The sequence below is a fragment of the Arthrobacter sp. M4 genome, assembly GCF_020251205.1.
In the GTDB taxonomy this organism is placed as follows: Bacteria; Actinomycetota; Actinomycetes; order Actinomycetales; family Micrococcaceae; genus Arthrobacter.
Map to the genome: position 1 here is coordinate 42,071 of NZ_JAIWYX010000011.1, position 14,383 is coordinate 56,453.

Consider the following 14,383-nt stretch of genomic DNA (forward strand, 5'->3'; position numbering starts at 1 on the left):
GGTTCACTTCCACAGTGGGCCGACTTGAAAGGGAGCAAGGCGATACAGATGGTAAAACAGCCCGTATCCGTAAACGGCGTTGTCCGCTGGAAGGATGTGGGCTTGGCCGATCAGGTAAAGAGCGAACAAAAGGAGCGCAAGATGGTTGTACTGCGTCACGAGATCGGTGATGTCCTGCGCGATGTCCGCCAGCGTCAAGGCCGCACCCTCCGTGAAGTCTCGCACAGTGCTCGCGTGTCGCTCGGCTACCTGAGCGAAGTTGAGCGCGGTCAGAAAGAAGCCTCTTCGGAGCTGCTGTCCTCAATCTGCTCTGCCCTGGATGTTCCGCTTTCCAGCATGCTCCGCGAGGTCAGCGACCGGGTTGCCGTGGCGGAAGGCCTGGCAGTTCCAGACACCGTGCCCCAGGAGTTCTCCCAGCGCTACGCGCGTGACCTTGATCGCGCGCTGAACGCTGAGTTGGGCGACGAGCTGTCAGCGGGTATGTTCTCCGCAGCCCGCTAAGGCAGTAAACCAAAGCGTATACAAGGGTGCCCCCGGCTAGGTGATGAATCCACCGGCCGGGGGCACTTTTTGGTTAACGGCAGCCTCAATCATTCACGGCTGAAGTCGACGCTTTCGTATGCCGCATTGAGCTTGGTCATGTAATGCGCCAAGGTCTGGATCTCCTCGAGCGGCCATTCGCCCAGCCTGTCCCGGAACACTTGGCGACGAGCGTCCTGGACCTGGTGCATCTTTTCTTCACCCTTCGGCGTGAGGCGGATGGACTGGGCGCGACCGTCCTGCGGATCGGCCTCTTTATACACCAGGCCGAGGCTTTCCAGGAAAGCAATCTGGCGGCTGACTGAGGGCTTGCCCACGCCAATGCAGGACGCCAGCTCCGTCAACCGGATGGGGCCGTCTTTCCGGATGATTGCCAGCAGGCCATAGGCGGCGGGCTCCATGTCAGGGTGCACCTGGCGGGACAGTTGGTGTGAAACCGATCGGGCCCTGCGCCAAAGGATGCTCAGCTGCTGTTCAACCTGTTGCAGCGCGGCATCCACAGTGTCACCGGGGACGCCCTCCATGGGGGCCTGCACACCGTCGGCAGTAACGCTGCCAGGAGTATTGCTCATGGCAACCATTCTAGGGAACTTGCAGTAGCTCGGGCGGCATGTGTGTCAAGTCATGCCGTGAGAGACTCTAGTGGTGCGAATCAGTGACTTTTGGCGCCTTATGGATGACGAGTTTGGAACGGGCTACTCCCGTGTCCTGGCTAAGTCCCTTGTTCTGACGCGCGTAGGCGGGCGGACGGCCCAGGAAGCGCTGGCCGCAGGAGTTGATGCCAAGGACGTATGGCTTGCAGTCTGCGACATCCAGGATGTGCCGGAAGAGCGAAGGCTGGGCCGCGATATCAAGCCACGGCGGTCATCAGAAAGCTGAAACTGGGCCGGAACCAGCAGGGGAAGCCGGCTCCCGCTGACACGCCGAACGGCGGTTGTTCGAATATCTGTTCGGATGAGGCTATGCTCCTAGCAGAGGAACATAGATCCTGAGCCGGGAAATTTCTGTCTCTGTTTAGGCCCCGAATTGTCCACATAGCGACGGCTGCCACGCAAAAGTGTCAGAGGCCGGGACTAGCGTCGGTAGTGACAGTAAACGGCGGCTCAGGTGCCGCATCCAGCGAGAAAGCATCAGAGGTGTAAACCATGGCGGTAAACCCCGATCGTCAGAAAGCGCTCGACGCAGCGCTTGCCCAGATCGACAAGCAATTTGGCAAGGGCTCCATCATGCGTCTCGGTGACGATACGCGGGCGCCTATCGAGGTTATTCCCACTGGCTCAATCGCCTTGGATGTCGCACTGGGCATTGGCGGCCTGCCGCGTGGCCGAGTCGTGGAAATCTACGGACCTGAATCGTCCGGTAAAACTACGGTTGCCCTGCACGCGGTGGCCAATGCCCAGCGAAACGGCGGGATCGCGGCATTCATCGACGCCGAACACGCCTTGGACCCGGACTACGCCGCCAAACTGGGCGTGGACACCGACGCACTGCTGGTTTCCCAGCCGGACACCGGTGAACAGGCCCTCGAAATCATGGACATGTTGGTGGGCTCCGGCTCCCTGGACATCATCGTCATCGACTCGGTGGCTGCCCTTGTGCCGCGTGCCGAAATCGAGGGCGAAATGGGCGACTCGCACGTCGGTCTGCAGGCACGACTCATGAGCCAGGCACTCCGCAAGATCACCGGCCGCCTCAGCCAGACCAAGACCACCGCAATCTTCATCAACCAGCTCCGTGAAAAGATCGGTGTGTTCTTCGGCTCTCCGGAAACCACTACTGGTGGTAAGGCGCTGAAGTTCTACGCATCCGTCCGCATCGACGTCCGCCGGATTCAGACATTGAAGGAAGGTGCCGATTCCGTCGGCAACCGGACCAAGGCCAAGATCGTCAAGAACAAGATGGCCCCGCCCTTCAAGACGGCCGAATTCGACATCATCTATGGCCAGGGAATATCCCGTGAGGGCGGCATTATCGACATGGGCGTCGAACACGGCATCATCAAGAAGTCGGGCTCGTGGTTCACCTATGACGGCGATCAACTGGGTCAGGGCATGGAAAACTCTCGCCGCTTCCTTCGGGACAACCCTGAGCTCGCGGCCGAACTCGAGCGGCTGATCAAGGAGAAGCTCGGTGTTGGCGTAAAGCCGGAAGACGGTGACGGAACCCCTAAGCTGAAGGCCGTTGACGGCTAGGCGGGGCGGTCAGCACCGGTGGGATCGCTCAGGTCTGGAAGATATGGTTCCTGACGTCGACCTCGCCGTCACTAAGCAGCCTTCCGGCCCGCACGGGCAACCCGAACAGGATCGGGAGGCTGATCCGGAGTCCGTGGCTCGGGCGATTGTGCTTCGCCAGCTGACCCAGTCGCCTAAGAGCCGCCATCAGCTCGCCCGAAAATTGGCCGAGCGAAACGTGCCGGAAGACATCGCGCAGCACGTACTGGACAGATTTGAGGAAGTCCAGCTCATTGACGACTCCGAGTTCGCCAGCATGTGGGTGCGCAGCCGCTCCGAGTCCCGAAAACTTGCTCCCGCCGCCCTGCGGCGGGAGCTGGCAGACAAGGGAATTGATCCTGAAACAGCAGAATCGGCGCTGGCCCAGATCAGCGCCGACGATGAGGAGAGCGCTGCACGGAGCCTGGTCCAACGCAAGATTCGGCCCGGGATGGACCTCTCGGAGCGGGAAGCGCGGGACAAGCACACACGAAGGCTTGCAGCGATGCTCGCACGCAAGGGGTACCAGCCCTCCCTTGCTTTCCGGGTGGTCAGTGAGGTGCTGGACCAAGCCGGTACCCTTAATGAGTGAGTTTGACCATTTCCTCTTCTGCCAGCGCGGCTGACGCGGCCGCAGAATCTGTTGACGCTTCTCCACGGACCTATCAGGTGCGCACGTTCGGCTGCCAGATGAACGTGCACGATTCCGAGCGCATGGCCGGGCTACTGGAAGAGGCCGGTTACGTCCCTGCTGCGGACGGCCACGCAGACGTCGTCGTGTTCAATACGTGCGCCGTACGGGAAAATGCGGACAACAAACTCTACGGAAACCTGGGGCAGTTGGCGCCTATCAAGGCCGCCAACCCCGGTATGCAGATCGCGGTAGGCGGCTGTTTGGCCCAGAAAGACCGCGACACCATCCTGCGGAAGGCTCCGTGGGTGGATGCTGTCTTCGGCACGCACAATGTTGGAGCGCTTCCTGCACTCCTGGACCGCGCCCGGCACAACCATGAGGCCCAGCTCGAGATTTTGGAATCGCTGGACGTTTTCCCGTCGACGCTTCCCACCAAGCGTGATTCCGTTTACTCGGGGTGGGTATCCATCTCCGTCGGCTGCAACAACACCTGCACTTTTTGCATCGTTCCCTCCCTGCGTGGCAAGGAAAAAGATCGCCGTCCGGGTGAGATCCTTGCCGAGATTCAGGCTCTGGTGGATGACGGTGCCGTGGAAGTCACGCTGCTCGGCCAGAACGTCAATTCGTACGGAGTCGAGTTCGGGGACCGCCAGGCTTTCTCCAAGTTGCTGCGGGCCTGCGGAGAGATCGACGGGCTGGAGCGTGTTCGCTTCACGAGCCCGCACCCGGCTGCTTTCACTGACGATGTGATTGAGGCGATGGCGGAAACACCGAACGTCATGCCGCAATTGCACATGCCGCTGCAGTCGGGTTCGGACAAGGTCCTGCGGGACATGAAGCGTTCGTACCGTTCCACCAAATTCCTTGGCATCCTGGATAAGGTCCGCGAACGCATCCCGCACGCTGCCATCTCCACGGACATCATCGTGGGCTTCCCGGGCGAAACTGAAGAAGACTTCCAGGCCACGTTGGACGTTGTTGAGAAGTCCCGGTTCGCCAATGCTTTCACCTTCCAGTATTCAAAGCGGCCGGGCACGCCCGCTGCCGAACTGCCGGAACAACTCCCCAAGGCGGTGGTGCAGGAACGCTTCGAGAGGCTGGTGGCCCTCCAGGACCGAATCGCTTCGGAGGAGAACGCCAAACAGGTCGGCCGCCGCGTTGAAGTCCTCGTGACTGCACAGTCCGGCCGCAAAGCCGAGGAGACCCACAGGCTTTCCGGACGGGGACCTGACCAGCGCCTGGTGCACTTCTCCGTGCCTGGGGGAGCGCCGACTCCACGTCCCGGTGATTTCGTGACGGTCCCCATCACGGAAGCCGCAGCCTTCCACCTCATCGCGGATCCCGCCACGGTGGACCACTACGTTCTGCGCCGTTCCCGGGCCGGGGACGCGTGGGATCGTTCACAGGCAGACTCCTGTGGCGTTCCTGCCGTCGGCGGCAAGGGCACAAGCAAGGGCGTATCGCTCGGTATGCCGTCGCTTCCGGTTCGGCGCGCCTAGGGCCGTGGCCTCCCACGCTGATATGGCGACGGGTTCGGACGCTGAACTGCCCGTCATTGCCGTCGTTGGTCCTACTGGTTCAGGCAAGTCGGACCTTGGCGTAGAACTAGCGCTGGCACTGCAAGGGGAAGTCATAAACGCCGACTCCATGCAGTTCTACCGCGGCATGGACATCGGTACGGCCAAGATCAGCGAATCCGAGCGGCGGGGGGTGCCTCACCACCTGCTGGACATCCTGGATGTGGCTGAAGAAGCCAGCGTCTCCAGGTTCCAGGCTGAGTGCCGCCAAATCATTGCGGACATCCACGGCCGCGGTAAGCGGGCAATCGTGGTGGGCGGATCCGGACTCTACGTGCGGGCGGCCCTGGATGTCCTCGAATTCCCTGGAACCGATCCTGCCCTCCGCCGCAGGCTGGAGAAGGAACTCGTTGCTGTTGGCCTGACAGGCATGCAGGCCCGCCTGCGGGCAGTCGACCCCGTGAGCGCGGGGCGACTCGGTGACGCCCGCCGGGTAGTCAGGGCTTTGGAAGTCCACGAACTCACGGGCCGGCCGTTCAGTTCCTTCATGCCCAGCCGCGAGTACTTCCAGCCGGCGGTGCAGATAGGCCTGGACGTTCCGCGCGATGTCCTCCACCAGCGGCTCGCCACCCGGGTTCACGCCATGGTGGACGCCGGCCTGCTGGACGAAGTCCGAGCGCTCGACGCCCGCGGGCTGAGGCGGGGAAAGACGGCCTCAAGGGCCCTCGGCTACGCCCAGTTCCTCCGGGTCCTGGATGGTGCATCCGACGTCGACGCCGCCGCGGAGGAAACCATCGTGGCCACACGGCAGTTCGCCCGGCGCCAACTCACATGGTTCCGCGCTGACCCGCGGATCAACTGGCTTCCGTGGGATGACCGCCAGTTGGTGGCCCGCGCTGCAAAACTCTGCTGAGAACGCTCTGCTATGAACGCTCTGCTTAGAACCCGGGACAGGATTTCCGGCGGACGAACCATGCCCGGTAGCATTTTGACGCATGGTTGAGACCTCTGCCGGACCGTCTGCCCAAGCCCCCTCAACAGTGCCCAGCGCCCCGCTACCAGGTGTGCCGGCCGGCCTCGCAGGGCTGCCGTTCTCAAAAGGCCACGGAACCGGCAACGACTTTGTGTTGATCGCCGATCCCGAAGATCTGCACAAAGTAGGTGCCGAGCAGGTCGCTTTCCTGTGCGACCGCCACTTGGGCATTGGGGCTGATGGCCTGATCCGGGCTGTGCCGTCCCGTTACCTGCCAGAAGGCCGCGAGTTGCTGGAAATGGACCCCGAAGCTGAATGGTTCATGGACTACCGCAACGGCGACGGTTCCTTGTCCGAGATGTGCGGCAACGGCGTGCGTGTATTTGTCCACTTCCTCATCACGCAAGGTCTCGTAGCCCTCGGGCCTGGGGAGACCCTGACTATCGGCACTCGGGGCGGCATCAAGAAAGTGTCCCGCACGCCTAGGGGCTATGCAGTGGACATGGGTCCGTGGGAGTTCATCTTCCCGGAGGACGCCACAGCCAAAGCCATGGATTCGCTGGTCAGCGCCACCGGCCTTGATGTTCCCCGGCCTGGTTTGTCCGTCAGCATGGGCAACCCCCACACCGTGGTCGCCCTGGCCGAACTGGGCGAACTCTCGGCAATGCAGTTGTTCACGGCGCCCATCGTTGACCCCAAGCCTGTCAACGGGACCAACGTGGAGTTTGTAGTGCCCGCCGAGCCATTGGTCCACGAAGGCGTCGGAACCATCACCATGCGCGTCCACGAACGCGGAGTGGGCGAAACCCAGTCCTGCGGCACTGGAGCGTGTGCTGCGGCAGTCGCCATCCGGCACTGGGCAGGCCAGGGGGCACCGAATTCCTGGCACGTCAACGTCCCAGGCGGTGTGGTTGGCGTCCGTTTCTTCCCGGGACAAGGCGGCCGTGAGCATGTCGAACTCAGTGGGCCGGCCGTCGTCGTCGCTACTGGAACGCTTTCCTGACCCGCAGGATCCGGAAGGACTTGGATGTGCTTTCCCGGGTGACCGTGAAGGTGTTGTCCAGCACTTCCGCCAACCAGCGCTGAAGCGAATCCGATCCCAGGTTTTTCTGCACCACCAGCCAGGCTGAGCCGCCCGGCGCGAGCCTCGGCAACCACAGCAATAGGAGTGAATGCAGTTCATTCTTGCCGATGCGGATGGGCGGATTGGACCAGATGGTGTCGAATCGCAGATCCGGGTCCACCTCCTCTGGCAGGCTGGCTTTGACGTTGTTTGCGCCCAGCAGGGCGGCATTTTCGTTGGTGAGGGCCACGCAACGCTCGTTGACATCGACGGCATAGACATGCGCGTGCGGGGCCCGCAAGGCCATCGTTAGGGCCAGAGGACCCCAGCCGCATCCGATGTCCAGCAGGTTCCCTTGGGGCGAGGGCGGCGGAACTTCCGCAAGCAGGATTGCCGTTCCTTTGTCGATGCCGTCGGGGCTAAAAATGCCGGAAGACGTCTGCAGCTGACGAGTCCTGCCAACCAGCTCCACAGTAAGCGGTTTGCGGGTGAACGGCCCGGCCGGCTGGGCGCTGAAATAGTGTGCAGACTCCATAGTTTGCCAGCGTAGTTGGCGGTGGACGGCTTGGGAAACCGCGGTCTTCCCGCGCACAAGGCAATGGCGCGGGGGACGTGGCAGCAGCCACAGGTGCGGGGGCGATTTGACACGCATGCTAGGGTGATGGGCATGTTCTTGATCTTTGAGTAGCAGGCCCTTCCGCCGACGCCGTCAGCGACGCAGGCCCTGTCATCCCGGTGCCTTTCCGCGCGCGTCACTGCTTCCCAAGGTCATCCCCTGAATCCCCGTCAGTGTCCTTTTCCGCCGGGACAATGTCCCCGGCGCACAGGATCTGCGTGGTCTGCAGTGGCTCTCCACTTTCCGCGGTAACCGGACGCAGGGACCCGGTGCGAGCTGGCCGAAGGGTTCTCATCCATCCCAGCCTTCGCTTTCTTCAGCCCAGGAGTGTCCCTTGACTGCCCATAGCCAACCCACAGCACGAAATCAACCGAGCGCTTCCGCCGACCCAATCGGAGCGGATCAGCCCAGCGCGAATACCGCCCCATTGTCAACGAATCGGCACTATTCTGGAAATGCCGAATATTCAAAGGAGACCATGACCACGCAAAAGAAGACCGGAGCCGAATCTCCAGCCCAGGACCTGAGTCCTGAAGAGATTCAGGCTGTCATTGACCGGATTCTTTCGAAGGAGCCGTCGAACCCCGACGGCGACGGCGCCCGCGGTGTGTTGGGCAGGGCGCAGGCTATCTCCAGCCTGGACGAAGAACACAGCATCTACGACGGCGAGCAGGAAGACCTGGCCGAGCGCCGTGCGCTGCGTCGTGTCGCGGGCCTGTCCACAGAACTCGAAGACATCACCGAGGTTGAATACCGGCAGCTGCGCCTGGAGCGCGTAGTGCTTGCGGGCCTCTGGACTGAAGGAACGCTGGCAGATGCCGAAAACTCCCTCCGGGAGCTGGCGGCCCTCGCGGAGACTGCCGGCTCGGAGGTTCTGGATGGCATGGTCCAGCGGCGCATGAAGCCGGACCCCGGCACGTTCCTCGGATCCGGCAAAGCGCTGGAACTCAAGGAGATCGTGATGTCCACCGGCGCCGACACCGTAGTTGTGGACACCGAGCTTTCTCCCTCCCAACGCCGTGGCCTTGAAGACATCGTCAAGGTCAAGGTCATCGATCGGACCACCCTGATCCTGGACATCTTCGCCCAGCACGCAAAGAGCCGCGAAGGTAAAGCCCAGGTGGAACTGGCACAGCTGGAGTACCTGTTGCCGCGCCTGCGTGGTTGGGGTGAGTCGATGTCCCGCCAGGCCGGTGGCCAGGTGGGTGGCGCCGGAGCTGGCATGGGTTCGCGTGGTCCCGGTGAAACAAAGATCGAACTGGACCGACGCAGGATCCGCACACGCATGGCCAAGCTGCGGCGTGAGATCGCCGCGATGAAGCCGGCCCGCGAGACCAAGCGGGCCAATCGCCGTCGTAATGAAATCCCCTCAGTGGCGATTACCGGGTACACCAACGCTGGAAAGTCGTCGCTGCTGAACCGCTTGACCGACGCGCGTGTGCTGGTGGAGAACGCCCTGTTCGCCACACTGGATCCCACAGTCCGGCGGGCCGAAACCCCCGACGGAATCACCTACACTCTTGCGGACACTGTTGGTTTCGTCCGTTCGCTGCCAACGCAGCTGGTGGAGGCCTTCCGGTCCACTTTGGAGGAAGTGGCGGACTCGGACCTGATCCTGCACGTGGTGGATGCCTCGCACCCGGACCCAGAGGGCCAGATCGCTGCCGTGCGGACCGTGCTCAGCGAAGTTGATGCGCGAAAGATCCCGGAGATCATCGTCCTCAACAAGGTTGACGTTGCGGACCCGTACGTTGTTGAACGCCTGAAGCAGCGGGAGCCGCGCCATGCTGTCGTCTCCACCCGGACGGGGCTTGGAATCGGCGAACTGCTGGCGCAAATCAGCGCTTCCATCCCGCGGCCAGGAGTGAAGCTCGAGCTCCTCATTCCGTACAACCGCGGCGACCTCATCAGCAAGCTGCACGACTCCGATTCGGAGATCCTCAGCCTGGAACACGAGGAGCACGGAACGCGGGTTGTGGCAAAGGTCCGTGAAGGACTTGCCGCGGAACTCGAGTCGTTCGCGAATCATGGCTGAATCGCAAACCATGGCCACCCAGGAAAGCGGGCCTGCCAGCGAGCCTGATCCTGAGGAGTTTGCCCTCGATCTCCTGGACAAGGCGGTAGAGGGCATGGGTGGCCAAAGCCGAACAGGCCAGCACGAGATGACCAGGCAGGTGGTTCGCGCTATCGAAAGCGGGAACCACCTGCTGGTTCAGGCTGGAACGGGAACGGGGAAATCGCTCGCGTACCTGATTCCGCTCATTGCCCACTCCCTCAACAGCAACAAGCCGGCGCTGGTTTCCACGGCCACCCTGGCACTGCAGACGCAGATTGTTGGCCGTGACCTGCCCCGGCTGCTGAAAACGATCAATCCATCGCTCGACAGGCCGATTGACGTTGCCCTGGTCAAAGGCCGGGCGAACTACGTTTGCCTGCACAAGCTCGACGGCGGGTTCCCCAGTGAGGAGCCCTCCGAGGGCCAGCTCTTCTCACTGGGTGAGGACACTAGTGTTCCCCATCTGGCTGCTGCCATGGGCGGACCGTCGTCCCAGCTCGGCAAGGAGGTCCTGCGGCTACGGGAATGGGCCAAGACCAGTCCAACGGGGGACCGGGACGAGCTAATGCCCGGCGTGACGGACCGCGCCTGGCGGCAGGTATCCGTCACTGCGATGGAATGCCTGGGTGCGCAGAAATGTCCTGTGGCGGAGGAGTGTTTCAGTGAACGCGCCCGCCAGCACGCTGCCGAGGCAGACGTTGTAGTCACCAACCACGCCATGCTGGCAGTCAGCGCTTTTGAGGGCCTGGCCGTGCTTCCGGAGTACGACGTGGTTGTGGTGGACGAGGCGCACGAACTGCAGGACCGTGTAACCGGCGCGGTCTCCGGCCAGCTGTCCGTCGCCATGGTCCACGCTGCGGCGTCCAGCATGCGCAAACGTACTGCGATCACAGTTGACGCGCTCAACGCGGCGGCCGCCGCCCTTGAACTGGCTTTGACGGCTGTTCCCTCGGGCCTTCAACCGAACGGCCTCAATGAAGAACAGCTTGACGCCGTCGACCAGCTCCGTGAAGCCTGCCGGGCCGCGCTGTCCGATTCGAAGGGTGATTCCTCCAACGCGGCCGACGGCGGGCGGCAGCTTGCGCGGTCACGCACCATGTTGATCTTGGAACTCTGCGAACGGCTGCTGGCCGCCCGGGAGAACCGGGAGGTGGTGTGGTTTTCCCGCACTGGTTCCTTTGACCCCCAGCAGGGGTACAGCCAGCCGGATGACGCAGCTCCCGCCCTGGTTAATATCGCTCCGCTCAGCGTGGCCGGAAAGCTCCGGGATGGCCTGTTCGACGGTCATACGGTCATCCTGACGTCGGCAACGCTGGCTATCGGATCGGCGTTCGAACCGGCGGCCGGGGGCCTTGGGCTGCTGGGCGACGGTGCGCCCAGCTGGACCGGCGTCGACGTCGGCTCGCCCTTCGACTACCCGAAACAGGGTATGTTGTACGTGGCCCGCCACCTGCCGAAACCGGGCCGTGGCACTTCCCCGGAAGCCCTGGATGAACTGTACGGACTCATCAAGTCCTCAGCAGGTGGGGCACTGTGCCTGTTCTCTTCGCGCCGCGCTGCCGAGGAAGCCGCCGAGGCCATGCGGGAACGACTCGAAGTGACTATTCTGTGCCAGGGCGAATCCACCATGGCGGCCCTGGTGAAGCAGTTCGCTGATGAACCGGACACCTGCTTGTTCGGGACGATGTCGCTGTGGCAAGGCGTCGATGTTCCCGGTGGTTCTTGCCGTTTGGTTGTCATCGACCGAATCCCGTTCCCACGTCCCGACGACCCCCTGATGACCGCACGCTCCCGCGCCGTTGCGCAGGCCGGCGGCAACGGATTTATGTCGGTGTCAGCCACCCATGCGGCGATTCGCCTGGCACAGGGGGCGGGAAGGCTCATCAGGTCCACCGGAGACAAGGGTGTAGTCGCGGTGCTGGATTCACGCCTGGCAACGGAACGCTACAGCTCGTTCCTTCGGGCGGCCCTGCCGCCATTCTGGACCACCGAGGACGGCAAGGTAGTGCGGTCCGCGCTGCAACGCCTCGCCGCCGGGCATCGTAGCTAGAGCGAGCGCAGGACGGAAACTACCTTGCCCATGATCACGGCATGGTCGCCAAGTATCGGCTCGTACTGCGTGTTTTGGGGGAGCAGCCATGTGTGGCCGTCGCGTTGGCGGAACGTCTTGACTGTAGCCTCGTCGTCGAGGAGCGCAGCCACGATGTCGCCGTTGACGGCGTCGTTCTGGCGTCGTACAACCACCCAGTCGCCGTCGCAGATGGCGGCGTCGATCATGGAATCACCCGCCACCTTGAGCATAAAGAGTTCGCCATGCCCCACGAGCTGGCGCGGCAGCGGAAGAACGTCTTCAACCGATTGATCGGCGAGGATTGGCCCACCGGCTGCGATGCGGCCCACGAGGGGCACCATGGCGGTGTCGCTGGCACTGGCCAACTCTGTTACCGAGAGTCCGCCCGTGCTGCGGAGTGCTGCGGGTGCTTCAAGGCCTGGAATATTTAGTTCCCCCTCGTCCAACGTGAGGGGCATGAGCACTTCCATGGCGCGCGGACGCTTGGGATCGCGGCGGAGGTAACCCAGCTTTTCCAACTGCGACAACTGATGGGTGACGCTGGACAGGCTGGCCAAGCCCACCACGTCACCGATTTCACGCATGGATGGCGGATAGCCGTTCTCGTTGACCGACCTTTGGATTGTTTCCAGGATCTTCTTTTGGCGCAGGGTCAGGCTCTTGGGGGCCTTTTGCGACGACTGCGCCCGCTGGGTTGGCCTGCCTCCGGTCGCCTTCGCTGCCATGTGATCCAACGCCCTTTCTTTCACCGCGGCACCAGCCGGCGGCGCCCGGGCCTGAAAATGTCAGACCCTCCTGATGCACTGTCTCCATGCTTGCTTCGGTCTTGATTCAGATGCCTGTTTTCAGTGCTTGTTCTTCACTCCAACCTAGGCCAGCCGCCAACGTTTATCAAACATTTGTTCTAGCGAGTCTCGACACCGTTCGGTGATAGGTGCTAAAAATGGAACTGCTCGTTCGAATATCTGTTCGAAAACTGTTTGGTATGGATGCTGCTCTTGGGGATTCCTTCGAACATGCGTCCACTTCGGGACCGCACATCAGCTTGAGGACAGCGCCTGTAGGAGCGCTAGTAGGAAAGGTTCAGCACATGGCGACAACAATTTCCGCCTTCGCAACCGGACACAGCGGTGGGCTGCGCCAACATGGGATGCGGCACTGCACCGTGTCGGGAAGTCGAGCCAGCCAGCCGCCCCTCAAATTGACGCGGCGTGGGCGCGTGGTCTTCTTCGGTGTTCCTGTGATCCTCTTGGCTGCCGTGCTGCTGGGTATGGCGGGCTTCCTGAATTCTCCTGCCAAGGCTGCTGACATCGCTTCCGAGCTGCATCAGTCGCCTACCGTGAGCGTTACAGTGCAGGCCGGGGACACTCTGTGGTCCATCGCGGCTGAGGCCGTCCCGCACCGGGACGTTAGGGATGTAGTGGCGGACATTGCGGCCCTGAACAACCTCGACGGCGGCCGCGTCCTTCCCGGTCAGCAGCTCTTTGTGCCCAGGGAGAAATAGCGCCGCCCGCCGTGGACACCCTGGCCAATCCGTCACAGTTTCAGGGCATCCCACAGGCACCTTTAAACTGTCATGGTGAGTGATCAGCTTGAGCGACTAAATCGACTGCCCCTGAGGGACAACCTGCGTGGCCTGACGCCCTACGGTGCGCCGCAGATTGACGTCCCTATCCAGCTCAACGTCAATGAGAACACTCATGGGGTGCCTGCCGATGTGCAGGCTGCCATCACCCAGGCCGTTGCAGAAGCCGCAGTGGGCTTGAACCGCTACCCTGACCGCGAATTCACTGAGTTGCGGGAAGCTTTGGCGGAGTACCTGGGTCACGGGTTGACGGCAGACAACATCTGGGCAGCAAACGGTTCCAATGAAGTTTTGCAGCAGATCCTCCAGGCTTTCGGTGGCCCCGGACGCACTGCCCTTGGTTTCCCTCCCACCTATTCCATGTATCCACTGCTGGCCAGCGGCACCGACACCGAGTACCTGCGCGGCGTGCGTGCAGGCGACTACGGCTTGAGCGCGGAATCCGCGGCAGCGCAAGTCCGTGAGCTGCAGCCCAACATTGTGTTCCTCTGCTCGCCCAACAATCCAACGGGAACAGGCCTGGGCCTCGACGTGGTGGAAGCCGTCTATGAGGCGGGTGAGGACAGCCAGACTGTAGTGATCGTTGATGAGGCGTACCACGAATTCGCGCACGACGGCACTCCGAGTGCCCTCACCTTGCTGCCCGGTCGTGAAAGGCTCATTGTTTCCCGCACCATGAGCAAGGCGTTCGCCCTGGCAGGCGCGCGCCTCGGCTACATGGCGGCAGCGCCGGAAGTCACCGATGCCATCCGCCTGGTCCGTCTGCCTTATCACCTGTCAGCCATAACCCAGGCAACAGCACTGGCCGCCCTCCGGCACCGGGAAGCCTTGATGGCTGATGTCGAGGACATCAAAGTCCAGCGCGACCGCATTGTCGACGGGCTGACGCGCCTAGGCCTGAAGCCCGCTGCTTCGGACTCGAACTACGTGTTCTTTGGCGGGCTCGAAAACCCGCACGAAATCTGGCGTGGCCTGCTGGACGCCGGGGTCCTGATCAGGGACGTTGGAATCCCCGGCCACCTGCGTGTCACCGCCGGAACCGAGGCCGAGACCACAGCTTTCCTGGAGGCCCTGGAGTCCCTCCTGTCCAGGCAGGCAGCGCTACCGGCCTAGACTGG

Annotated in this window: 14 protein-coding genes; 11 read left to right on the plus strand and 3 right to left on the minus strand. The window is 62.5% G+C overall.

Annotation, left to right across the window (positions count from 1 at the left end):
- The first annotated feature begins 48 nt into the window (after nt 1-48).
- Entirely contained in the window at nt 49-501 is a 453-nt protein-coding gene (locus LD110_RS17710) for a helix-turn-helix transcriptional regulator (protein ID WP_308012455.1), read from the plus strand.
- 89 nt (nt 502-590) lie between these two features.
- Here LD110_RS17710 and LD110_RS17715 read toward each other — a convergent pair whose 3' ends face one another.
- A complete protein-coding gene (locus LD110_RS17715; RefSeq protein ID WP_374200362.1) occupies nt 591-1,112 on the minus strand; it encodes a MarR family winged helix-turn-helix transcriptional regulator in 522 nt (173 codons plus the stop codon).
- A gap of 73 nt (nt 1,113-1,185) precedes the next feature.
- On the opposite strand from LD110_RS17715, the gene LD110_RS17720 reads away from it, so the two are divergent.
- From LD110_RS17720 to dapF, 6 genes are all read left to right on the plus strand, one after another.
- Nucleotides 1,186-1,419 (plus strand): DUF3046 domain-containing protein, encoded by a 234-nt coding sequence (locus LD110_RS17720; protein ID WP_225500604.1) that lies wholly within the window; start codon nt 1,186-1,188, stop codon nt 1,417-1,419.
- A 266-nt stretch (nt 1,420-1,685) separates the two neighbouring features.
- Nucleotides 1,686-2,732 carry a recombinase RecA gene (gene recA, locus LD110_RS17725; protein ID WP_225500606.1) on the plus strand — a complete coding sequence of 349 codons (1,047 nt, stop codon included), beginning with the start codon at nt 1,686-1,688 and terminating at the stop codon, nt 2,730-2,732.
- A gap of 43 nt (nt 2,733-2,775) precedes the next feature.
- Nucleotides 2,776-3,342, plus strand: coding sequence for a regulatory protein RecX (locus tag LD110_RS17730; protein ID WP_225500608.1), 567 nt, complete (start codon nt 2,776-2,778; stop codon nt 3,340-3,342).
- The gene (miaB, locus tag LD110_RS17735; protein WP_225500610.1) at nt 3,339-4,883 is read left to right on the plus strand and encodes a tRNA (N6-isopentenyl adenosine(37)-C2)-methylthiotransferase MiaB; all 1,545 of its coding nucleotides are present in this window, start codon (nt 3,339-3,341) and stop codon (nt 4,881-4,883) included. Before LD110_RS17730 ends, miaB begins: the two co-directional genes overlap by 4 nt.
- A gap of 22 nt (nt 4,884-4,905) precedes the next feature.
- Nucleotides 4,906-5,814 (plus strand): tRNA (adenosine(37)-N6)-dimethylallyltransferase MiaA, encoded by a 909-nt coding sequence (gene miaA, locus LD110_RS17740; protein WP_225500707.1) that lies wholly within the window; start codon nt 4,906-4,908, stop codon nt 5,812-5,814.
- Between the two features lie 82 nt (nt 5,815-5,896).
- Nucleotides 5,897-6,877 (plus strand): diaminopimelate epimerase, encoded by a 981-nt coding sequence (gene dapF / locus LD110_RS17745; RefSeq protein ID WP_225500613.1) that lies wholly within the window; start codon nt 5,897-5,899, stop codon nt 6,875-6,877.
- Here the strand turns inward: dapF and LD110_RS17750 are convergent.
- Complete coding sequence (locus tag LD110_RS17750) at nt 6,858-7,472, minus strand: class I SAM-dependent methyltransferase (protein ID WP_225500615.1); 615 nt, start codon at nt 7,470-7,472, stop codon at nt 6,858-6,860. The two genes, dapF and LD110_RS17750, sit on opposite strands and share 20 nt — an antisense overlap.
- Nucleotides 7,473-8,031: 559 nt before the next feature.
- Here LD110_RS17750 and hflX point away from each other — a divergent pair.
- Nucleotides 8,032-9,588, plus strand: coding sequence for a GTPase HflX (gene hflX / locus LD110_RS17755; RefSeq protein ID WP_225500617.1), 1,557 nt, complete (start codon nt 8,032-8,034; stop codon nt 9,586-9,588).
- Nucleotides 9,589-9,598: 10 nt separating this feature from the next.
- Complete coding sequence (locus LD110_RS17760) at nt 9,599-11,659, plus strand: ATP-dependent DNA helicase (RefSeq protein ID WP_225500709.1); 2,061 nt, start codon at nt 9,599-9,601, stop codon at nt 11,657-11,659.
- On the opposite strand, the gene lexA is transcribed toward LD110_RS17760, so the two are convergent.
- Complete coding sequence (gene lexA, locus LD110_RS17765) at nt 11,656-12,405, minus strand: transcriptional repressor LexA (protein ID WP_225500619.1); 750 nt, start codon at nt 12,403-12,405, stop codon at nt 11,656-11,658. The genes LD110_RS17760 and lexA overlap by 4 nt on opposite strands.
- A 425-nt stretch (nt 12,406-12,830) precedes the next feature.
- Here lexA and LD110_RS17770 point away from each other — a divergent pair, with 425 nt between their 5' ends.
- Both LD110_RS17770 and LD110_RS17775 read left to right on the plus strand, forming a co-directional pair.
- Nucleotides 12,831-13,184, plus strand: a complete 354-nt coding sequence (locus LD110_RS17770) for a LysM peptidoglycan-binding domain-containing protein (RefSeq protein WP_225500711.1) — start codon at nt 12,831-12,833, stop codon at nt 13,182-13,184.
- Nucleotides 13,185-13,259: 75 nt separating this feature from the next.
- Nucleotides 13,260-14,378, plus strand: a complete 1,119-nt coding sequence (locus LD110_RS17775) for a histidinol-phosphate transaminase (protein WP_225500621.1) — start codon at nt 13,260-13,262, stop codon at nt 14,376-14,378.
- The last annotated feature ends 5 nt before the right edge of the window (nt 14,379-14,383 follow it).